We start from the raw sequence: 22,799 nt of genomic DNA, 5'->3' as shown, positions 1-22,799 counted from the left end.
AGGCTATTCTAAATTAAACCTATTAAAGAACAATTATAGTTCCATCACTTTGGTTTTTCTTGGTAAATTGATCCATTTCATCATATAGATCATAAATTGGTCCATTTGCACCAAATTGAACCTGACAAGTTTGTGTACCTCCCGTACAATTTTGTTCCGGGACTGCTCGCCAGTTACCATTATCCAATACATAATCATTCGCAACCGCTTCCAGTTGAACTTCTGTTTCACTTCCCAAACTTGTAAAGGACATGCCTAGAACAACAAGAAGCGCCATTGCTGGAATTAAAAATAACTTTTTCATAATATAAAGTTTTAATATATACCTACTCTTTGAAGGATTTTCGGCTTCTCCTACTTTCTGCGCAAAAAGATTTCTATTTTTAATCTTTGTAAAATATCAGTGTATTACTGAATTTTGAAAAAAGTTTAAGCTTAAGGCTACTATCATTTACATAAGTAAATTTCATCAATTAACCTTAAAGAAAATGGTTGCTAAAGCCGTAATACTATTCTGCTATTGAATTGACCAAGCATTTTCCATTCTGTATAACGAGGGGGTCTTTCCATATTGGCGTCGAAAATTTTTAGAAAAATGCGAGTGATCCTTAAAACCACATTTCTGCGTAATTATGGAGATAGGTAATTCAGTACTTCGTATTAATAATGCACCTTTTTCCAGCCTCTTTTCCATATGAAATCGCGGGATCGTAGTGCCGTAAATTTTCTTGAATTCTTCTTTAAGCTTAGTTTTATTTGTACGATGAATAAGTCCCAATTCCTTCAGGGAAGGAAGTTCAGTATGCAAATTTCGCAGTATATAGAGACGAACTTGTTTTATCAATAATTTGGTCGCGGCATTTTCCTTTTTTCCTAATTTTGAAGAGCCACTGGTATTATTTTGTTTCACTTCCTCTTCATCATTTTTATGTCCCAAACGGAAAGCTGTAATTACATAATAACAATCTGAACTCATGCCTATCATTTTCTGAATTGTACAAGGAACCCTATAAAGAGTATTATTTTCTGTTAGAAAATCTAAAGGAATTAATCGCTGATAGGGTTTACCATTATTTGTTTGAAGTTCCTCTTTTAACGCTTTTACTGAATTATTTGAAAGAATTACTGAAACTGGTCTATCAAAATTTTCATCATCCCATTTTAAAATTTTTAAGGTTCCAGAAGAATAGGATGTTATGTGATAATGTGTATTTAGAAATATTGAAAAATGAAATTCCGGATATTCGTCCCAATGCTGAGCGTTAAAACAGGAATAATTAATCTCTTCTGACATCATGTTTAGTAATACTGTTATAGTATCTATATGATCTCTACGACCTGAAGGTTCTTGACGAAACATAAAATTACCACAGGCAATTTCAATGATTTGCTGATGTAAAGAATTTAATCTTATTTTCTCATCGTTGCTAATTTCCCTTTCCATAATTATTTTATTAATGGTTACTTTTATCTGTAGTCTTGCAAGAATGCAAGCGCTTCTTCCTTATTAGTAAATACCTTAGTAGGATAAGCCGGGCTGCTTGTTTTTATATATAGCTGAGTAATTACCATGGCGTGCTCATCTTCCACTAGTATTGCAAGAGCTTTAGTCATATATGCACCTTCAATTGCCAAATAATCTCTGGCTTGTTTTTGTGCATTAGTGACCGCCCTTAGATCGCAAAATATAGGATATGAATTTTCATTTTGCAGTTGTAACCGCTGGCTAACGATCTGTTTGGCCATACTCCGATTGATCTCATAAATTTCTTTATAGACAAAGTATAAGATCCCCTTGGAAATCCACATTTTTGCATAAGTACCATCCACAACCATCCCGTAATAATTTGGATATCACTAATATAGAATAAATTTTCAATACGTCTTACCAGAACATCATTCTTGACTTTATATAATAGGATATAAAGCTATTCTCATAAGATTTAATGGCATTTGAACGAAAAGACGAATAACTGTTCTGAAAAGACTTTTTTTTATAACGGTTAGAATTATAATAGATATTTATCATAGCTTGAAAAGGGAATATTCATATCAAAAATTATGGCTAAGGTTAAACACAATAATTTTCTCGATACGGTTGATGAAGTAATTACAAATGCAACTAATGCCGGAGTTATCCATCTTCATGCAGAAGGTGATGAATTAAATGGACGTCGAATAACTGTTAATGGTAAATCTTTATATCATTTCGGCACCACGGGATATTTGGGACTTGAACAGGATAAAAGGCTTAAAAACGCAGCAATAAATGCTATTCAAAAATATGGAACCCAGTTTCCCTTATCTAAAACATATATTTCTCATCCGCTTTATGCCCCATTAGAAGAGAAAATTTTTAAAATGTATGAGCATCCCATACTCATTACTAAAAATAGCACTCTTGGGCATTTAGCAGTTATCCCGACTGCTGTAAGGGAAGGAGATGCTGTGATTTTAGACCACCAGGTGCACTGGAGTGTACAAAGTGCTACCGAAGTTTTGAAATCGAAAGGTGTTACGGTAAGGATGATCAGACATAGTAATATGGAAATGCTGGAACATTATATCAAAGACTTAAGAAATAAGGTCAATAAAATTTGGTATATGGCAGATGGGGTTTATTCTATGTACGGTGATTTTGCTCCGTTACAAGACCTTATAGAGTTATCCCAAAAGTATCCCCAATTACATCTTTACATAGATGATGTCCATGGAATGAGCTGGAGAGGAAAACATGGTTCCGGGTATGTGATGTCTGTATTGAAAAAGCTTCCACAAAATATATTATTATTTGGAACTTTAAGTAAAACTTTCGGAGCTAGTGGCGCCGTCCTTGTTTGCCCTGATAAGAAATTGCATAGAAAAATTAAAAATTTTGGCGGACCACTCACATTTTCTGCCCAATTAGAACCAGCCTCCGTGGCTGCTGCAATTGCTTCCGCAGATATTCATTTATCGCCGGAGATCTATGATTTACAATCAGATTTGGAGCTAAAAATAAATTATTTCAATGAATTACTAGAGTTAACAGATTTGCCACTGGTACATAAAAATGATTCTCCGGTATTTTACATTGGCACTGGACTCCCAGCCACAGGTTATAATTTTGTAAGCAAAATGATGAATGCCGGATTTTTTGTAAACCTTGGATTATTCCCGGCCGTTCCGGTTAAAAATACAGGCGTTAGAATAACAATTTCCAGACATAATGAATTGATAGATATAAAAGCATTAGTAGATGCTATGAGTTATTACTTTCCGCTTGCAATGGAAGAAACATACACCAATGTGTCTAAAATTCACCACTCTTTTGGAATTCAGAAAACCGAAATAAAAAAAGTAAGAGATTCTAAAATTGATGAATTAAATCTGGAATGTACTACAACAATTCAACAAATAGATAAGGAGGAATGGGATACTTGTTTTTCAGGAAAAGGTACATTTGATTGGGATGGTCTAAATTTTATAGAAAAAGTCTTCACTAATAACAATTTACCCGAGCATAATTGGGGTTTCTATTATATTACGATAAAGGATAAAGAAGGCAAAATGGTTTTGGCAGTATCTCTTACCAGTGCGCTATTAAAAAATGACATGCTATCTAATGTAAAAACCTCAAAAATTATTGAAGAGATGCGTGAGGAGGACCCCTATTATATGACCGATATAGTATTATCATCAGGATCGGTTTTTTCAGAGGGGGCTCATTTGTATTTAGATAGTAAACATTCTCTACATCTACAATCAATGCGATTATTTTTAGATAAACTTGATCAGATAAAGACTCAAGTTGGAGCAAAACTTATCATCATAAGGGATTTCGAAAAAACTAATTCTTTAAACACTTTTCTTCACGAACAAGGATTCATTTCCATAGATATGCCCGATGCTTGTGAACTTACCAACCTCTATTGGAATGATGAAGACGAATATTTGAAATCGCTCAGCAAACGTTCAAAAAAGCATTTTAGAAAAGAAGTGAAAGCATTTGAAAATTATTTTACCTTATCAGTAGTTAAGAATCCTACCCCTGCCCAAGTTGATTATTACTATTCATTATTCGAACAGGTTTGGAGTAATAACTTAGGAATCAACACCTTTAAATTTCCAAAAAAGTTATTTATTGAAATGGGTAAAGATCCAAAATGGGAATTTTTAGTCCTAAGTCTAAAAGTTGAAGTTAAGAACTCTGACAATGCCATGGGGGTCATGTTTTGTACTAATTCAGGTGATACTTATATCCCAAGCTTAATAGGAATGGATTATGATCAAAACGAGAAATTTAATATATACCGACAATTACTTTATAAAACAATCCTAAGAGCGAATGCGCTCGGATTTTCCAAGATTGATTTAGGACTTAGCGCTAGTTTTGAAAAAAGAAAATTAGGAGCAACCTTGATTCAAAAATTAGCCTATGTTCAGGCCGATGATAACTTTAGCCTAGAAGCCTTGGATTGGCTTAGAAAAGATTAACTCCCCCTTTGAAGCATATTTTTTAATATTTACCCTATAAAAAGCCATATTGAAAATAGCACAGCAAAGGCATTATTTGTTTTCAAAAAATACCGAAGTAATGTTCGAGAAAGCGATGTCTACATTTAGCGAAAAAGTTGACAGCCTAATTCAATCAGGAAAAACTGATTTGAACAAGGCTGAGGATGGTATTAGCCTATGCATTAGAACTTTATCTAAACTGCAAAGACAGGTTGAACAGAACGACTTTGATGATTCCCAATCTGAAATTGATTTTTTCAGAAATATCAAACCGCTACCCATGAGCTATCTTATATATTTTACAGAAGTTAGATCTTGTGAACTGATGCTTCCAAAAGCAGGGAATTCTCATAAAGTTCGCTATTTAGAAAAAGAAATTAAGAAAATCAACAAGTTCTTTTCAGCCAATAATAGTTTTGTGAATTATATGGAACAAAACCATAATTATTTGGATCATGAATTCTTCAGCAGAAAAGGTGGAAGAGATTTTTCTTTCAGCCCTACTATTAATTATTATCAAAATCCTGAATTTTCCACCAGTCATGATATGCTTTGGTCTAAGATACAGGCGCTTTATCGCTACATACATTATATTCGAGAGAAATTAGAATTAATTCAACCCGGTAGCATTGGTAATTTCAGGGAACGACAACCAAAGCTTCTAGTATGGTCGGGTTCTAAAATTTCCTTGGTTGAAATCATATATGCACTTCATAATGCAGGAGATATTAATCATGGAACAGCAGATCTTAAAACCCTCTTTGCTGCTTTCGAGGATTTCTTTAATATTAAGCTAGATAATTTTTATAAATCTTACGGCGAAATGAAAGCTCGGAAAGATCCCAGGGCTAAATACCTTTACCAGCTTGCGAGCAACTTAGAAGCTAAGATGCGAAAAGATGATGAAAAATAATTTTTCGAAGTAAAGCGTAACTACGAATATCCGGAGCCCAATAATATTTATTTAATATTGCTCTTCTCACCTTCTACTCTACTCCCAAATTTCAACAATTCAAATCAAAAACTATTAAAAGTTAAAATTTATCGTACTCCGAAAGATATGGTGAAATATTTTCCTTAAACAATTTCAATTTTATGGAACAATTATAAACCAGGTCAGGAACAAACAAATATTATGTTCTGAGCCATTAAATTTGTTCTATTATGCCAACATCAATTATTACCACAGACGATCTTAGAGAATTCAAAATGGAATTACTCGAGGACATTAAAGATCTTCTTACCAAACAAACTTCAGGGAAGATTAAGAAATATCTTAAATCTTCAGAGGTTATGGATTTACTGCAAGTTAGTCCAGGGACCTTACAGAATCTCCGAATCAATGGTACACTGCCATATTCCAAAGTTGGAGGTATTATTTATTATGATGTGGTGGAGATTCAAAATGTGATGGATTCCAACCGTGTTCAGCGTGAGATAAATTATAAGCGATGAACTATATAAAGTTATTAAATACAGCTTTTTCAACCTTCTATTTTGATGACCGTTTAAACCCTACCCACATTAGTTTATACATGGCACTATTTCAAGAGTGGAACAGTAGTCGATTTGCAGATGAATTCTATGTGAACCGCAGGGATTTAATGATCGCCTCAAAAATAGGATCAAAATCCACCTACCATAGGTGCATAACTGAATTACATTCTTGGGGCTATTTATTCTATTTACCGTCAAATAATCCGTATAAAGGAAGTAAAATTAAGATGGCCATTATTGAAACAGGTGACGAACCAGTTACGGGACAGTACAATCCCATGTTAGAACAACTCGCGGAAAAGTACCATCCCAGAAGTGTACCTATTGTGAACCAGTACCATCCCATATCTGAACATGTTATGGACTCGCACCGTCCCACTAGTGGACAAGCATTGGTATCTACTATAAACAATATCAAACAAGTAAATAAATTAAAACAGCCAAAGGGCAGGCAGGCCGTAATTAATTTTTTTAAGGAAAAAAGTTTTAATGCTGATGAAGGAAAAAAATTCTTTGAGCATTATGAAACTCGGAGTTGGAAAACCAGCGATGGAAAAGATATTCGAGATTGGCGTGCTTTGGCCATCCACTGGATGGATAGGGCAGAATTATTAGCCAATGAAATCATATCAAATCCGAAAGAAGCGTCTCAAATTAAGGACAACTTACGAACCACTAAAAACAAGGATTATGGACAACCCCTCTAAAATATCTGAAGCTGGCGTGGAATATTCGCTTGGAGAGTTTGATGGAAAAAATGTATTATACGATTTTTCAAAAATTCTTATTTATCTTGATGTCAAAGGCAAACTGCTTTTCGGAAATAAATTTAAAATTCACAAAAAAGATAAAAAAATATTATTGCAGCTGTGCTCCTACTTCATTCGCGACGAAGAAAGTTGCAGAAAATATAATTTAGATATAGAAAAAGGAATATTACTCTCAGGACCAGTCGGATGTGGGAAAACCAGCTTAATGAAATTATTGCGTTATATCGTACCCTTGCAAAGACCCTATGAGATGATTCCATGTAGAAATGTAACTTTTAGTTTTAACCATCTTGGTTATAAAACAATCGAAGAATATGGAAATAATAAATTCTTCTGTTTTGACGATTTGGGAGTGGAGCCTCCTGGGAGGTTTTACGGAAAAGATCTCAATGTGATGGGTGAAGTTCTTCTTTCAAGATACGATCTATACGTGCAATCAAAATATAAAATAAAAACTCATGCAACAACGAATCTAAATGCCGAAGAATTGGAAGAACGATACGGCAATCGGGTACGTAGCCGAATGAGGGAATTGTTTAATTTGATAGCTTTTGACAGAGAAAGTGCGGATAAAAGGAGATAGTTATTTTCTACAAGATTTATAGAAATCGATAGATTCAGTAATTTAAAAAGTAATAATTTTTTTCAAGATTTTAATTAATGCTTCAAATAAAATTTTCATGAGTTAAAGATTCTGGATTAATAATAAAATTGCTTTGGCCATTGCCGTAATATTAAAATTTTCCATAAAGTATTTGTTATCATAAGGATTACTTAAAAATCCAATCTCCAATAGAACTGAAGGACAGTAATTAACCATTTTTTTCAACACCTGAAAATTTGCAAATTTTACACCCCTACTATCAAACCCTAATTGCATTTTAATATGGTTTTGTAATTGATAGGCAAACCAAACTGACTCTTTTGAATATCTAGATTCATTCATGCCAACATATACCTCTATTCCTCTAGCCTTTGGATTATCCGAATGATTACAGTGTAACGAAATAAAAAAATCAGCATTAAGATTTTGGGCAAGTTTAGGCCTATCCGATAATGAGATTAAGGTATCCCTATATCGAGTCAAATAAATATCCATTGGTGCGTCCGACTTTTTATTAATACTCAATAATTCCTTAGCAATCTTCAAAACAATCGTTTTTTCTTTTATATCATTTAATGCAATGGTACCAGAATCTTTTCCTCCGTGTCCAACGTCAATTACAATTCGTTTTTGAGTTACGTTTTCCTGTCCAAAAATGAAGCACAATTTTAGAAGCAAAATGACAAAACTGACGTTTTTGAGCAGATTTTTCATATTTGGGTTTTAGGTTATTAACAACTTCCACTCAAGAATTAATAGAATTTAATATCAAATAATAGCAACCGAATTCAAATACAACCAAATAATATTTTATTTACAAATACTTGATTACCAGTTATTTATAATCAAATATATGTATATTTCAAATAACGAAACGAATCAAAATTTTAAACCTTTCCGTTATGAAAAATTCATTATTATTAACCGCATTTTTTTTGATGATCTCCACTTCGCTATTTGCTCAAATTGGTGGTATTGAAGATTCAGTTAATGAAGTTTCCAATACCATAAGAACTATTTTCCCCATCATTCTGGGGGTGATTTTCCTAATTGGCTTCCTGTTTAATGCAGGTCACTTCTTTGGAGAAAATGCAGACCTCAAAAAAGGTATTACAAGGGTTCTTGTATTTGTTTTAATCGCTGGGGCAGTAGTAGGCATCTTTACCTACCTAATTGGGATCGTAGTATAAGTTTATAAAAGACACTTTTAAGTAAACAGTACTTATGAAAAAGTTCGAGATCTATAGAAATATTAGAAAAAAGGCAATCATTTTTGGGTTACCCATTTCCCTGTTTGCCCTGATGATGATGTCCATACTAGGATCGCTTATGATTATTATTTTTTCATTCAGTTTCGGGATAATTATAGGCATCTTAATTTTTAATACTGCGCTTTTCATTGCACTGACCCGTATCACGAACAATCCACAACTGTTTGAGATAGCGAACTCCTTCCCGAAAATAATTAGTAACAAAAGAAATTCAGGCTTTGATTATGAACAAGATTAACCTTTCAGCATACAGACCTATTGCAGATATTCAAGACAATATCATTTTTGCTAATAATGGTAATGTGGTCTTGTGTTATAAAGGAGATCTGCCAGAAATCTATTCTTTATCTGAAAATGATTTGGAAGATATACACGGTGCCTGGTTTCAAGCTTTGAAGTCGTTGCCTGTGGGAACCGTGGTTCATAAACAGGATATCTATCTCAAAAAAATATATTCCTCAGAAAAACTTCCGAACAACACCTTTTTGGAAAAAGCCACACATGAGCATTTTAAAGGCCGGGAGTATATTGAGCATAAATGTTATTTATTCTTCATCTTAACCAAGAATAAAGCACTCAATAATTCTAAATATGTCAATCCTTTTCGAAAAATTTCAAAGGGAATTGTACAGAAACTGGATGATAACATTAAAAGTTTCGCCAACTCGATACACGATTCTGTTTCTTTTATAAATAACAGCCGGAAACTGTCTCTCACCCCATTAAACGAAAAAGAAATTGTCGGTCTCACAGATACCTATTTCAATGGATTTAATGAAGGCTGTGATACTGATATTTTACTGGATAATAAAAGCGTCAATATTGGCGAAAACCATTTTGATGCCCTTGCCATCAATAGCGAACTGTGCTTTGGCGAAAGTGTACAGAGTAGCAAGACCAATGAGAGATTCACTTCAGACGATTTTGTGTTTCACCAAGGGTTTATTGATGGCTTAGGGCTTACGCTTAAAGAAAATCATATTGTCAACCAAATTCTATATCTCGATGACAAGCATAAGTGGCGTAAGCTGCTCGATAAGAAAATTGAAGAACTCAGCAAGAGTTCAAACTTCGGTTCACAAAACAAGGTGGTGCTTGGAAAGATTCAGCATATCCTTGACCAAATCAATGCAGATGACAATTCCAGAATTATCCGTGGACATCTCAACGTTTTTTATTGGGCAAAGGAAACTAAAGAGTTAGACAAAATAACTTCAAAAATAAAAACTGAATTTAAGGAACTTGATATCATTCCCTACTACCCAAGAGGAGAAGAACGCAAAAATTATATACTAAACAGTTACTGCTGTTTCTCATCCAATTTCTCAAATAACGATTTATACGTAACCGATTTAAAACATGCACTTTGTCTATTTGTCAACAACACCAATTATAAATCAGATACAACCGGCATCATTTTTAACGACCGTGAACATAACATTCCCGTATTAAAGGATGTTTGGGATGAGCGTAAAAAACGTATCAAGGCTAGAAACTTTGCCATCTTCGCTCCTACAGGCGAGGGTAAATCTTTTTTGGCAAATAACATTCTACGTCAATATTTTGAGAGTGGCGTTCGTCTTGTAATTATCGATTTGGGTGGTTCCTATAGCAAATTCGCTAAACTCTATCCGGAAGAACACACCATATTGCGTTATGAGAGCGGAAAGAATCTGGGTATCAATCCATTTTACATCAGCAATCAAAATGACCTGACACCAGAACGATTGGAAGATTTATCTGTCTTCTTATTTGAACTCTTTGCCTCAGATTTGAAAATAACAAAAGCCCATTCGGTTTCCGTTAAAAAAATACTGCGTTATTATTATGATAGTACTTCTGTAAATCATTCTTTGGAAGGTTTCTACAACTTCATCGAGAACAATCAGGATGATCTACTAAATAGTCTCAAAATTCATTCTGACTACTTTAATGTAACAAGCTTCTTACACGTAATGTCGGAGTATGTAGGCGATGGACTATATAGTTTTCTTTTTGAGGTAAGCCAAGACCAGACCTATAAAATTGAGGATAAACGCCTGATCGTTTTTGAACTGGATGAAGTGAAAGACAACAAGGAAATCCTGTCCGTAATGTTGAAGCTGATTAAGTCAGCTATTCAAAGAACAATCTGGAAAAACAGGGCTGAAAAAGGTATCATCCTATTCGATGAGTTTGCCAAGCAATTGAAGTTTGAAAATGTATTGGAAAGCGTAGAATTTTATTATCAAGCTATTCGTAAGCAAAATGGTGCTATCGGCATCATCTTACAATCTATCAATCAGTTACCTAACAATACCACTTCGGCAAGCATTCTGGAAAACACTCAGGTAATCTATAGCCTTAATAACGAGAAAGGTTATGACGAACTGGTAAAAAGGCTCAACCTCTCCACCCACGACTTGAACCAATTAAAGTCTATCAAAAACAATCTTTCTGGCCAAAGGAAGTACACCGAAATGTTCATCAAGATTGGAAAGGAAAGCAACATTTTTAGGCTTGAAGTTCCGAAAGAAGTCTATGCCGCTTACCTAACGGACGGAGAGGAAAATGAAGCCATAATGGCCATTTACAAAAGAACCCAGAACATGGAACAAGCAATAATAGAATTCATCTCTAAAACATAATACCATGAAGACTAAAATCAAAACAATCTCATTAGGACTAATTCTTATGATTTCCCAATTATTGCCTGCAAGCGCTGCGTGCCAGGGAATGCCTACTTATGACAATACCAATTTTATAAGCCTGGTAAAACAACTCATAGAATCAGGGAAGCAAACTGCAAATATTATCAAGACTGTTCAGTTCTTAAAAACCCAACAAGAAAATATAGAAAAGGTCAACGATGTGGTTAGGCAATTAAATGCTGTTCGCGAAATAGGAAGAAACAACCAACGTCTTATCCAGATGATGCAAAACGATTTAAGGGATATTCTTGATAGTCCTTATATCAAACTCGATGAAGTGGCCAGAGTTTCGGAATCGTTTACTGCCATTGTAGAAAATTCTATAGAAACAATGGACTTCATCGATGAAATATTATCCAGTGATTATCTAAAAATGAGCGATGCCGAACGTGCTGAAATCCTTAAACAAAAAGAACTGGAATCAAAGGAAATGGTTTCCAATATCAAAGTCAAGACCAAACGATACATGGATATTATTTCCTTTAGAAAAATGCAGGATAAAATTAATTATCGTGAAACTGATTTTTAGAAAATGGCTGCAACTATTATTTTAGGAATAGGACTGGAATATATTGATACGGTATTCCAGACCATACAGGACAGCAGCTTCTCGCAATATACTATTGCCGGAATGAAAACGCTTGCTGTGCTGTTTTTTCTGGTTAATATTCTTAAAAAATATAACGAAGGTATTTCTGATAAGGACGGATATACCTGGGGATTGACTCCAGGGGAACTTGCTAAAAATTTTGCGGTAGTACTATTGGTTATTTTTTCAACACAGATTTTAGGATTCTTCGATAGCATTCTAGTTTCCATAGAAGCCCAATATCGCGGCACAGCACCTGATCTTATGCCTTTGCAAATGCAGGATATTCCTATTGAAGAGGATGTTAATCTCATAGATGTTGCAAAAAATGCTATGACAATGCTTTATGAAGCTTTGGTAACCCCTCTCTATGGATTTAAAATTTTCGCATTCATATTTAGTGTCATACTTTGGATTTTGGATCTTTTCATATATCCTCTATTCTTGGCAGAACGGTTCTTTCTTTTAGGAATTATGCAAGCTTTTTTTCCTTTGGTATTAAGTTTAGCGGTATTTGAAAAATTTCGCTCGCTGGCCTATACCTTTTTTAAATTGTATGCCGCGGTTTATATGCTTGTACCTGCCTTCTTTCTGGTCAATGTATTTATCAATGCTCTCTATACAGAAATCAATACAAATTTCTGGAACAACTTATTCGGAACCGATGCTGGTCAAGGCTTTTTTGCGCCTGTGATACAACTCGGTTCAGTTGGCTTTATCGTTTTCTTAAAATTCAAATTGTACAGACGTGCAACATCTTTTACGCTCAGATTATTCACCTCCTAATTCCAATCAAAATGAAAGCACCATATAACAACATTTACAACATCTTAAAATTAAACCGATTCATCGTGTTCTCGGTTGTGATTTTTGCCTTTTTATTTAGCATATTTTCATTATGGATGGCTTTTAGCACGAATAAAAAGGCCCTGAATAGTGCTTTTGCGATCAATACAGATGGCAGTATTATTCCGCTAAAACTTATTACCCAAAAGGAGAATTTCAGGGTGGAAGCTTTGGCGCATTTAGAGTTGTTTCATACTTATTTCTACAATATCTATGCGAGCAATTACGAAAGGAATTTAGAAAAGGCACTCTGGTTGGGTAACAGTTCTGTAGATAATCTATACCGACAGAAAAAAGCGGATGGTGTTTATAATCGCCTATTGCAATATTCATTGGTCCAAAAGGTACAGAGTATCGATTCAAGGTTAACCGAAAGTAATGGCTCATACAGTTTCACAACCACAACCATTTTCGAAATCAATAGGGGTTCTATAATTGACACCTACGAACTGGTTTCCACAGGAAGCCTAATGATAGTTGACAGAAACTTCCCCAACAATCCGCACGGATTATTGATTACAGACTATTTCGAAAATACCTTAAAAAAATTAAACAATGAAAATTGAGCCGATAATGGGCATTTAAAAACACACGATTATGAAAATAGAAAAAAATAAAATTGTATTCGCAACGGTACTAGCTGTAATTTTTTTGTTTCTGATTTCCTATTCCTTGATGGTAATGGGCGATGATGAAAGTAAAAATGAAAACCTTAAGCAGACCTTGGTACCCAATTTAGAAGAAAACCAAAAAGAGTACGATTCTAAATTAGATGCTATCAATGATTTAAAGGAAGTCCGTGAGAACAATGCTCCGAGTATTTACGATGAAAAACTGATTGATTCCCTAGGTTATTATGATCCAGATCTGCCGGAACGGGAAAAGAAACGCATTGTTGATAGCATCTATTCCGCTGGGAAAATGAAATATTCTGAATCGACCTATCAGAATCTTAGAGAAAGAAAAATAGCACACAAAAAAATTCAAAAAATAGATCCCCAGGAAATAAAACGGGAACAGAAGATTCAAGCTAAGGAAATGGGTTTGGAACATCAACTGTTCTTTGCCTCCTCGCCTAAGCCCAACGACATTTCAATTATCGGGAATACAGATGAAACAATATATGTAGTAGTTGATGGCGATCAAGTTGTAAAAGAAAATAGCCGACTGAAAATGCGACTTTCAAAAGCTGCAATGATTAACAACAAGCAAATGCCAAAAAACACCTATGTTTTTGGATTTATCAGTTTTCAACCCAATAGGGCTTTAATAGAAATCGAGAATATCAAACATCATCCAACGAAGCTCAAAGCCTTCGATTTGCAAGATGGTAGTGAAGGTATCTATATTGAAAACAACATTCGAGCAGAGGCTACCAACGAAGTACTTGATGATATTATAGGGGATATTAATATTCCGAGTGTCCCGCAAGTGGGAGGAATCACGAAAGTACTAAAACGCAATAACCGTAGTCTGAAAGTGACCGTACTTAACAATTACCAACTTATTCTAAAACCAAAATTATGAGGCCCATAATGGGCATTTAAAAACGCACTCTTATGAAAAACTATATCATCATTTCGGCTTTTATTGTTCCTTTAGCTTTCGCAAAAGTGAACGCGCAGACCACAATAGTCCTCGACACCATTTATGCAAATGATACAAAGAACGTTGCACTATTTTTTCCAGAACCTATACGCCAAGGCATAACTGGTGCAGAGAATTTTGTGTTTACTTACAACCGTGAAAAAGAACAGTATTTCGGTTTGCTTCAGGCCAAACCAGGAAAGGAAAGCAATCTCTTGGTAGTGAATAATGATGGATCTATTTTTTCATATATAGTCCGCTATAAAGCCCAGCTATCAAAGCTCAATTATTTCGTTCCTCTATCAAGTAGTATCGGAAATGAGAAACCAAGAGTAAAGGATGTAATTCAGGTTAAGACTTCTGAGAAACGTGTTAATTTTCGAAAGTATTATTATGAAAAATTCTGTTCCTTTCTTCTTGACAGAAAACAGAGTATTGGTCGAATTAATAATAGGAATGAAGGTATTGTTTTGAGTGTTGAGAATATTGTTTTTGATAAGGAGGAGCTCTATTTTGTTCTAGAGATCGATAACAAGTCAACCTTAGATTACGATTTAAATTTCCTGAATCTTTCGGTTGAAACAAGAAAAAAAGGAAAAAGGAAATCATTGCAACGTCTGTGTCAAGAACCACTGTTTCGATATAATGTACCTTCCAAAATTAGTGAAAACGAAACGGTACGATTCGTTTATGTGTTGCCCAAGTTTTCGTTATCCAATGACCGTAGGGCAATTTTAGAATTGAATGAAAAAGATGGGGAACGAAATATTGAACTGAAATTATCGCATAGATATGTCATTAACCCAAATTAATGGTGTTATGAAAAAAGAATCAGAAGCTGATTTTAAAGTGATAGATGAAGCTTTGAACGGCTAGTCGACTGGGGGATTGAACTGTGAGAAAAATTTCACTCAAAGAAATTACGAAAATAAAATGCTGACTTTTCCTATTCGCCATCGCTTAATTAATATTCCATTTTATTTCTTTTAGTCTTGATCCAATCATCATCAAAGATTGAAGCACATCCTTTTCATCAGGCAATTCTCCGGTAAGTAACTCTTTAAAAGAGCCAGCATAAATTTTACTCAAAGTTTTCCAAACTATTTCGGTTTCCCTGAAAAATAAAGATTCTGATGGATGTTTGAACAACCATTCCTTATCGTTAGGTATGGCTTTGTCATCATCTTTTCCTACTTGTATTAGCATTGTTTCAAAATCATCCAATTTCAAAAAAGATGAGATCTTACTTTGCTTTAGTAATTGGTGTAAATCGTAGGTGTGACGAACTTTATTAGCCAAATCCTCTAAAGGATTCTCGGTATATGAAAATCTGACAAGGCTTATTATTTTTTCACAAAAGGTGCGCTCGATGCTTATTACCGTTACCTTAAATGGTTCAAGTTGGTATTCCTTGATAAGGTCCGGGCTATTGGTTGTGGCAATAAATTGCGTAATCATGGAGTGCACACTGACTTTTTCCGAAGGATGTGAATTACCAAGACTTGAAACTTCCAGAACAATGTGGTCACGAACTTGACCATACGCTCCTTTAACTCCAACCTTGTCATACCCATAGACCACTTTTCTAATCTTTCCACATTTGTTTTCTAAAGGATGGTTGGGAATGACAGTCATAAATTCTTCCAAAGTGCTTGTTATTTTTTTGAGTTTTCGTTTTAAGGAATTTTCTGTTTCTCCATCTTCTTTAATGACCACCATATCAATATCTTCAGAAAAACGCTCAATGATTTTGAAGCATTTGGAAAGGGATGTTCCACCTTTAAAAACAGCGATTTCCTTGGAACTGGGATCCGTAAAAATCTTTTTGAGGGCAAAAGTTACCCAATAATCCTTTTCAACATAGATTTCTGCAATTCCAAAGTGCTGAGCAGTTGCGACGATTGCTCCTTCAAAGGCGTCTTTATAATTATGTAATTTCATTAGGCAATGTTCCAGTTTGAGATAGTAGGCAATGTTTTTTCGGATATTCCAAATTCATAATTGCTCAAATAATTAATGGTTTCTTTAAGTGATTCACTTAATTCGTTATAGGAAAGGTTTTCAAGAAGTGCTCCCAATAAAGCCCTAACTTTTGGTGGGTATGCTTTTGCGAAAATGGTCAACTTGCCTTTATCTTCAGCCGTAAGATTTTCAATCTGTTCCTTCAGAAAATTAACAGCTCTTTTTTTGTCCATATCTGGAATGTTCTTAAAATCCTTCATTACGTCCAAGAGTTGTAATAAAGGCACATTCTTTCTTGTAACAGGCACGTAACTCTTGGCAGGTTTTATAATTAGGTTTCCTATTTTCGTCTTTATCTCTTTATCCTTGCTTGCTAATCTTACAACCTTAGAAACTTGGGTGGTCAATCCAAGTTGATTGTATAATCGAACACCGGTTATGTATGCAATTTGTTTATTGTTCTCAAAGAGATAATTTTTAAGCAATTCATCCTCTCTTGGTTTTAGTTCTCCAAAAGCGGTTTGTTTGGGTTTATAGTACATCCCATTTTTATACCTTTTGATTACGCCATTGGAAACCATGCGGCTTAAAGCCTTTGCTGCTGCGGAAAATTCACTTTGAGCAATAGATAACGTATCGTATGTAAATACTTCTCCAGTATTTATACGAGCGACTTTGTTCTTTATTGATGTTGTTATATTCATAATTATGATAGGACAAAGATACTCATTACAGTAATATTTGTCAAGTTTTTTCCAATTTTTACTTGACAGTTAGAAATAATAATATTTCAGTTATAGATTTAGTGAATATATTATTTATTAAAAATAGACCTAGCCTCCTCATAAATCCTTTCAAAATTAGCTTCCAAATCTTCATTAGAAAATTCTTTTACAACCCTTGGAAGTTCTCTCTCAATCTTCTCCAACTTAAATTGCACTTTTTTATCCTTCCCATCCGCATAGGTAATAAATTCACCTTGCTTTAAACGAAAAAAAACATCAGCTCTTATTTTAGGGATTTCCTTCTCACCTGTTGTTACGCGCGTATCAAAATCTAGGTTATACCCTCGACTTACACTTTTTGTTGGATCTTTAACTATTACAAAGAATCGTTCGTAATATTTTGCGGTATCCGGATCGTTCACTTTACCAAAAAACTGATAAGAAAGATTGCTTAGAATTGCTTTGCTCGCTTTGTCTCCATACATCATATCGTTCTGAATCTTGTCTTGGATTACATAAATGGTTGCGATGTTATAACTTCGCAAAGTTGCCGGAATACGGTGCATATTCAATAAACGTATGGTGGGTGCTTCTTCCATCAATAAGAAAGACGGTCTTTGACCGCGTACGCTCATTTGTTTGGTAAGTGTATGGATGATTGTAGCGATCACGGGCGAATAGGAAGTTTCAAATTTGGGATTGTTCACGATTGAAATCACACATGGATTTTCAGGATTATTTATATTTAGTGGTACTTCATCAGCAGAAAGTGCCATAAAAATACGTTGCGTACTGATTCGTTTAAGCGCATTGGCTAAGGTGCTTTTTACTCCAGCTGTTTGTCTTTCAGAATCTTTCCCACTTATAAAAGCATCTGCCATTGCTCTCGATGTTGTATTGGTTTCAAGAAATTGGATAAGGCTGTTGGTATCGAGATATTGGTATATAGCAATCAAATGAGGAAGTGTACAGAACTCGGGATAGGTGGTTTTCAGTTTCCAAATAAGACCTCCGATCAATCCTTCCGCAGCATCATTAAAAAATTTAGTTGTTCCGGTTGTTCCAGATTCTCTTTGCTCTAAAAGGTTTTCAATTAGTACCCGAGACACCTCATTTACGCTTTCCTCGTTCTCTAAATAGCGTGGAGCTATAGGATTTACCCTATGAATGATTTTATCGAAGGAAATGATCTTAAAGGAGATATCACCATCCTTAAATAGCGGATATGCCATCTCCGTTAGTTCAAAATCTTTATAATCGTGAATAATTCCGCAAAAACTTTCTTTTCGAAAGTGTTTCAGAAAACCGTAAACTACACTCTCAGTCTTTCCGCTTCCAGCAGAACCAATAACCGATGCACCACGCTTGATGTTATCCAATTTAAAATTTCCTTCGGTGGTGGGAAAGTTAACCCGATATTTTATATCACCATTTTTTGGGGTATCAGTTTTGTGCAAAAACACATACATCCCTGCATTAATTAATGTTAGCGGGCAGACCAAATAAAGTACTCTTAATACCAATGATAATTCTTCATCACTATAAAATACAAGAGCACCAAGTATTATAAAATTAACACGGAAAGCGAATCTACTTACCCGGTACATTCCATAGAAAACACTACTGGCCAAACCAATAATTAGAAATACCATTAACAGATTGTCTAATTGCATAATTTTATATTAGATTCCTATGGAACTCGATTTAATAGCCACTTCCGCTCCACGTCTAAGCTGCTTAAATATTCTCATCGCTAACTGTGCTTGTGTAACAGGAATACGAGGCATCATTGGGATGCCAGCCTTGCCCATTATTTTAAAGGCAAGTGCTTTTTCGTTTGTGGGGAGTTTCATCAGGGCAGAAAAATAGATTTTCGGATTTTTGATGAAATCTTTTCTTGCCTGGTAGGTTTCGGCAAAATTTCTATGATAGCTAAAAGTTTTATCAAAGGTTTTCTCTGCACTATCAAAAAACTTATCACGATCGAAACCGCGTTTCACTTGCTTCCCGTGCATCTCCACTTCCGAAGCTTTGTGCTTGCTTCCGGGCGAAAGGCTGAAGGTATTGGAAGCATCTTTGCGACTAACGATGATATGGATATGACTTTGGTTTCCGGCTTTTGGCATTCCTTGCACAATTCGCTTTCCTTCTTGTTGATTTGGTGCCTCACGTTCCAACTTGATAATTTCCCGCTTTTTACTTTTAATATTCCCTTTAACCGTCCCATTTTGAATTCCTCTGATTTCATTCTTTAGCTGAAGTATTTTTGTAGCATAAGGTTGATTTTCTTTGATCTGTATATCCGTTCCTTTAAAGGTTCGTTGATGTTCGATCTTCGCATAATATTTTATATCATCGATTCTTATAGGGCATCCGTTGATTTCTCGATTGAACGAAGCAACATAATCTTTCATGAGTTCACGTGTGTACTTTTTTAGATCCTCGCTATGGTTCTGTAATCTTTTCAATTCATATTGTGAAGGGCTGACCGTAATGGAATAGAATTTCGGTTCGGTCTTTTTAAGCTTTCCACCATTTCCATCAATATCTTTTACCACTACCTCTGCAGAAATATTATCGGTGTATTGATTAAAAAAGTGCTCCATTTTTTCCTGTTCCAGACCTTGGTTTTCTTTCTCCAAATAGCCCACAAAATCAGCTGAACTTTGGGAGTATGTGCCACCTAATTTTTGAGGTGTGATTGTGATATACATTTTTCAAAAATTTAAAGTTGATTGTTTGGATTTAGTTTTTCTTGGAAACGAACTTCCTTCTTTTCCTCTATAAATTTCTTTTCTAAAATCAATGGTTTCTTTATTGGTTCATCGGTTTGAAAAAGTGATTCTATCATCGCAACTGTAGGTTTGGTTTGCGTCTTTTCCATATCCCTCATAATGGCAATAACCGCATTAATACGTTTCTTAAAAGAAGCTTCGATAGTCCTACCTGTAGGCCCTAATTTTTCTCTTGGAGAAATTTCGTTATAGAAGAAAAAGTCGAGCATTGTCTCCAGGGCTTCGGTGTGTGATTTGAAATGTGTTCTTGAAAATTCCTGGAAGCGTTTTGCTGTTTCCTTTTTGAACCTGATGCCAATAAATGAATCCATAATTCGTCGATTTGTCGCAAATTCTTCCCTAAAATTGGGCCCTGGCAGGGCATTTGTCGCAAATTGCTTAAAAACAGGAATTTGAATATATTTTAAACAACTGGTTTACAGTTATTTAAAAACGAAAAGGAGTGCTTAACATCGCGTAGCGTGTTACCCTCTTGCTACTCCTTTTCGTCCCGCAGCGCGGGACAAAAATGCCGTACAATTTGGTTTGTTGCCTGTCCATATAGACAGTCAAAAGCCACTTGCCAATTCCCGGAAAAATTTCCGAATTAATAATTTTTTGATGTGCAGGAATATCGGCGAAAGTCAAAAATGGATACACTGCGTAAATTTGAATACTGAAAATCAGTGTAATAAAGATACATTATTTTTACAAAATCAAGGCAAAGAATACCTGACGAATAAACTTTTTGCTATATTTAAAATCATTTGAATTTTTCATTTAATGAAAGAAAGGAAAATCCAGATAACAGGGATTTTCCTTTTTTACTTGAACTGAACGTAAAATGCTTCATATTTTTAAGCACCACCAACCAGGCTATTTTGCGCGTTCCTGTTATAGAACTGCTTTGCTTAAAAGATTCATTAAGAAATATCTGAGCCTAAAAAAACACCCCTAAAATTAGAAGTGTTTAAAATCTGGTTAGCATTGGCCAGGTAAATTACAGAATGCCTTCATCTGCAAAGCTGTAATAATTACCATCAGGAATTAGAATAATATGATCCAGTACTTTAACATCAAAAAAAGATGCCGCATTTTTAATTTTCCGGGTCAGGCTTTTATCTGCTTCACTTGGTTTAAGGGTTCCACTGGGGTGATTGTGCATTAAAATTATTGCCGTGGTCAAGGACTTTAATACTACTGCGAATAGGATTCGAATATCGACCAGGGTCCCTGTAATACCTCCATTAGAAACTTCATAAATTCCTTTAACCTTATTAGCATTATTAAGCAGTATAATTTTAAAAGTTTCCTGCAATTCAATATTATTTTTATTCCAGTGGTTAAATGCCAAATCGGCCGCACATCTCGAACTGGTTATTTTTGGAAGCAAATTTGTTTTTAAGCTTCCGCTGTAGCTTACCGCTATTTCATTAACTTTGGATTTCATCATTAGCTTATTTAAAGGGTTAATAATTAAAAGAGGGCGAAATTTTCGACGATGACGCCCTCTTTGTTTTTACTCGAGAACTAAAAAGTCCAGGTAGCTTAATTACCGGAAGCTTCTCCACTTCCCAAAAACAGGATTTCACTAACTAAAATTTCGGTAACATATCGTTTCTCTCCGCTTTGGGTTTCATAGGATCTGGAAGTCAGTTTGCCGCGGATGGCCACTTCTTTACCTTTATCGACATATTTTTCGATAAGCTCTGCCTGTTTTCCCCAGGCCACTACATTGTGCCAGTCGGTTTGTTGAATTTTCTCCCCTTCCTTGTGGTAGTACTCATTGGTAGCCAGTGAAAAACTGCATACTTTTTTACCACTTTCGAAATTTTTGGTTTCTGGGGTATTCCCTACGTTACCGATTAACTGTACTTGGTTTCTTAGACTACTCATAATTAAAAGATTTAGATACCTGCTTTTAATACAGGTTGATTAAACGTTGATTTACTTATTATATCCGGAGCGTTTTCCTTTTTTGATTTTTTTACTTCGCTTCCGTTTTTGTTGTTTTGAAATGATTTCATAATTTTTATTTTTTGATTTACTTCCCATAGCGCCGTTTGCTGTTCCCTTTTTTGATGCTGATACAGTTGCTAATATTTAGAATTAGGGAAGGTTTATAAAAAGGAGGGACGACTGGCTTATGCAACCTGGACTAACTTCTAAATATTGGTATTTTGCATTACAAAAAAGGTAAGGACAGCAACGGCCGGAAGGAAATGGAGATACTGAAATTGAAAAACAACCGGAAGCGAAGTAAATGAGTGAATGGAATTCCGATTTAGCGGGCGTCCTTTTTTACTTAGTTTTAAGTATAAGACTACATGAGGACAGGCAACTACTTATATAACTGATCATCATTAGGAAAATGAATAGGATACCCAAGATATTCTTAGGGAAACACCACTATTCCCCATTTTAAGTATAATTACACTTTCTTATACTTTTAACCAGATTTCCAAACTCCAGCAACCATAAGATTTAATGATGATAAAGAAACTCAAGAGATCTTGTCTAAAACAATAAAATTGGAAACTGTAAATCAAGCAGATTATGACGCAGTATTTTATCCTGGTGGACACGGTCCTTTATGGGATTTAGCTGAAGATGAAAACTCAACTGCCTTAATAGAAGATTTTTATAACAACAATAAACCTATTGCTGCTGTTTGTCACGCTCCTGCAATTTTTAAAAACACAAAAAATACGGATGGGACATCTTTGGTTAATGGGAAAAAAGTAACTGGATTTATAAACGGAGAAGAAGAAGCTGTTCAACTAACTTCTGTTGTTCCATTTTTGGTTGAAGATATATTAAAGAGTAATGGTGGAATTTACACTAAAAAAGCAGACTGGAATCCTTATGCGGTCGAAGATGGTTTATTAATAACTGGACAAAATCCTGCATCTTCAGAACTAGTTGCCGAACTATTACTAGAAAAGTTAAAGTAAAAACTACTCACAACAACACGTGTATAAGTAATA

At 34.9% G+C, this 22,799-nt stretch carries 23 protein-coding genes and 1 pseudogene; 13 read left to right on the top strand and 11 right to left on the bottom strand.

Annotated elements, in window-relative coordinates; translation table 11 throughout:
* Positions 1-22: 22 nt before the first annotated feature.
* From P163_RS03610 to P163_RS03600, 3 genes are all read right to left on the bottom strand, one after another.
* Positions 23-304 carry a DUF6520 family protein gene (locus P163_RS03610; RefSeq protein WP_034887653.1) on the bottom strand — a complete coding sequence of 94 codons (282 nt, stop codon included), beginning with the start codon at positions 302-304 and terminating at the stop codon, positions 23-25.
* 213 nt (positions 305-517) lie between these two features.
* Positions 518-1,444: a helix-turn-helix domain-containing protein gene (locus P163_RS03605; RefSeq protein WP_034887651.1), complete on the bottom strand. Its 927-nt coding sequence runs from the start codon at positions 1,442-1,444 to the stop codon at positions 518-520.
* Between the two features lie 23 nt (positions 1,445-1,467).
* Positions 1,468-1,836: an STAS/SEC14 domain-containing protein gene (locus P163_RS03600; RefSeq protein WP_034887649.1), complete on the bottom strand. Its 369-nt coding sequence runs from the start codon at positions 1,834-1,836 to the stop codon at positions 1,468-1,470.
* A 225-nt stretch (positions 1,837-2,061) separates the two neighbouring features.
* Here P163_RS03600 and P163_RS03595 point away from each other — a divergent pair, with 225 nt between their 5' ends.
* The 5 genes from P163_RS03595 (at position 2,062) to P163_RS03575 (ending at position 7,347) form a co-directional block, all read left to right on the top strand.
* A complete protein-coding gene (locus P163_RS03595) occupies positions 2,062-4,476 on the top strand; it encodes an aminotransferase class I/II-fold pyridoxal phosphate-dependent enzyme (RefSeq protein WP_034887647.1) in 2,415 nt (804 codons plus the stop codon).
* A gap of 100 nt (positions 4,477-4,576) precedes the next feature.
* The gene (locus P163_RS03590; protein ID WP_034887645.1) at positions 4,577-5,410 is read left to right on the top strand and encodes an RteC domain-containing protein; all 834 of its coding nucleotides are present in this window, start codon (positions 4,577-4,579) and stop codon (positions 5,408-5,410) included.
* 251 nt (positions 5,411-5,661) lie between these two features.
* Positions 5,662-5,952, top strand: coding sequence for a helix-turn-helix domain-containing protein (locus P163_RS03585; RefSeq protein WP_034887642.1), 291 nt, complete (start codon positions 5,662-5,664; stop codon positions 5,950-5,952).
* On the top strand, positions 5,949-6,701 hold the full coding sequence (locus P163_RS03580) for a hypothetical protein (protein WP_034887640.1): 753 nt from the start codon (positions 5,949-5,951) through the stop codon (positions 6,699-6,701). The genes P163_RS03585 and P163_RS03580 overlap by 4 nt, the downstream gene beginning before the upstream one ends.
* Positions 6,685-7,347, top strand: coding sequence for an ATPase (locus P163_RS03575; RefSeq protein WP_034887638.1), 663 nt, complete (start codon positions 6,685-6,687; stop codon positions 7,345-7,347). The genes P163_RS03580 and P163_RS03575 overlap by 17 nt, the downstream gene beginning before the upstream one ends.
* Before the next feature lie 102 nt (positions 7,348-7,449).
* Here P163_RS03575 and P163_RS03570 read toward each other — a convergent pair whose 3' ends face one another.
* On the bottom strand, positions 7,450-8,082 hold the full coding sequence (locus P163_RS03570) for an N-acetylmuramoyl-L-alanine amidase (RefSeq protein ID WP_034887636.1): 633 nt from the start codon (positions 8,080-8,082) through the stop codon (positions 7,450-7,452).
* 188 nt (positions 8,083-8,270) lie between these two features.
* Between P163_RS03570 and P163_RS03565 the strand changes: the two genes are divergently transcribed.
* From P163_RS03565 to P163_RS03530, 7 genes are all read left to right on the top strand, one after another.
* Positions 8,271-8,558, top strand: a complete 288-nt coding sequence (locus tag P163_RS03565) for a hypothetical protein (RefSeq protein WP_034887635.1) — start codon at positions 8,271-8,273, stop codon at positions 8,556-8,558.
* Positions 8,559-8,863: 305 nt separating this feature from the next.
* On the top strand, positions 8,864-11,266 hold the full coding sequence (locus P163_RS03555; RefSeq protein ID WP_034887633.1) for a TraG family conjugative transposon ATPase: 2,403 nt from the start codon (positions 8,864-8,866) through the stop codon (positions 11,264-11,266).
* A gap of 4 nt (positions 11,267-11,270) precedes the next feature.
* Positions 11,271-11,858, top strand: coding sequence for a conjugal transfer protein (locus P163_RS03550; RefSeq protein WP_034887632.1), 588 nt, complete (start codon positions 11,271-11,273; stop codon positions 11,856-11,858).
* A gap of 3 nt (positions 11,859-11,861) precedes the next feature.
* Positions 11,862-12,704, top strand: coding sequence for a hypothetical protein (locus P163_RS03545; protein ID WP_034887631.1), 843 nt, complete (start codon positions 11,862-11,864; stop codon positions 12,702-12,704).
* A gap of 11 nt (positions 12,705-12,715) precedes the next feature.
* A complete protein-coding gene (locus P163_RS03540; protein WP_034887630.1) occupies positions 12,716-13,330 on the top strand; it encodes a conjugal transfer protein TraK in 615 nt (204 codons plus the stop codon).
* Positions 13,331-13,361: 31 nt separating this feature from the next.
* The gene (gene traM / locus P163_RS03535; RefSeq protein ID WP_034887629.1) at positions 13,362-14,291 is read left to right on the top strand and encodes a conjugative transposon protein TraM; all 930 of its coding nucleotides are present in this window, start codon (positions 13,362-13,364) and stop codon (positions 14,289-14,291) included.
* A gap of 32 nt (positions 14,292-14,323) precedes the next feature.
* Complete coding sequence (locus tag P163_RS03530) at positions 14,324-15,163, top strand: DUF4138 domain-containing protein (protein ID WP_034887628.1); 840 nt, start codon at positions 14,324-14,326, stop codon at positions 15,161-15,163.
* Positions 15,164-15,311: 148 nt separating this feature from the next.
* Here P163_RS03530 and P163_RS03525 read toward each other — a convergent pair whose 3' ends face one another.
* The 7 genes from P163_RS03525 to P163_RS03495 all read right to left on the bottom strand — a co-directional run bounded on the left by P163_RS03525 (position 15,312) and on the right by P163_RS03495 (position 21,708).
* A complete protein-coding gene (locus P163_RS03525) occupies positions 15,312-16,292 on the bottom strand; it encodes a nucleotidyl transferase AbiEii/AbiGii toxin family protein (protein WP_034887626.1) in 981 nt (326 codons plus the stop codon).
* Complete coding sequence (locus P163_RS03520) at positions 16,292-17,017, bottom strand: DUF6088 family protein (RefSeq protein ID WP_034887624.1); 726 nt, start codon at positions 17,015-17,017, stop codon at positions 16,292-16,294. The genes P163_RS03525 and P163_RS03520 overlap by 1 nt, the downstream gene beginning before the upstream one ends.
* 110 nt (positions 17,018-17,127) lie before the next feature.
* Positions 17,128-18,711, bottom strand: coding sequence for a type IV secretory system conjugative DNA transfer family protein (locus tag P163_RS03515; RefSeq protein ID WP_034887622.1), 1,584 nt, complete (start codon positions 18,709-18,711; stop codon positions 17,128-17,130).
* Positions 18,712-18,720: 9 nt separating this feature from the next.
* Positions 18,721-19,752, bottom strand: coding sequence for a MobB family relaxase (gene mobB / locus P163_RS03510; protein ID WP_034887621.1), 1,032 nt, complete (start codon positions 19,750-19,752; stop codon positions 18,721-18,723).
* A gap of 11 nt (positions 19,753-19,763) precedes the next feature.
* Positions 19,764-20,144, bottom strand: a complete 381-nt coding sequence (locus P163_RS03505) for a BfmA/BtgA family mobilization protein (RefSeq protein ID WP_034887619.1) — start codon at positions 20,142-20,144, stop codon at positions 19,764-19,766.
* Positions 20,145-20,812: 668 nt separating this feature from the next.
* The gene (locus tag P163_RS03500; RefSeq protein ID WP_034887618.1) at positions 20,813-21,262 is read right to left on the bottom strand and encodes a RadC family protein; all 450 of its coding nucleotides are present in this window, start codon (positions 21,260-21,262) and stop codon (positions 20,813-20,815) included.
* A 98-nt stretch (positions 21,263-21,360) separates the two neighbouring features.
* The gene (locus tag P163_RS03495; protein WP_034887616.1) at positions 21,361-21,708 is read right to left on the bottom strand and encodes a single-stranded DNA-binding protein; all 348 of its coding nucleotides are present in this window, start codon (positions 21,706-21,708) and stop codon (positions 21,361-21,363) included.
* A gap of 560 nt (positions 21,709-22,268) precedes the next feature.
* On the opposite strand from P163_RS03495, the pseudogene P163_RS03490 reads away from it, so the two are divergent.
* A pseudogene (locus P163_RS03490) lies at positions 22,269-22,766 on the top strand (type 1 glutamine amidotransferase domain-containing protein); the annotation flags it as partial.
* Between the last annotated feature and the right edge of the window lie 33 nt (positions 22,767-22,799).

This window comes from Gillisia sp. Hel_I_29 (assembly GCF_000744275.1).
Lineage (GTDB): Bacteria > Bacteroidota > Bacteroidia > Flavobacteriales > Flavobacteriaceae > Gillisia.
This window is presented reverse-complemented; position numbering and strand designations above follow the sequence as displayed.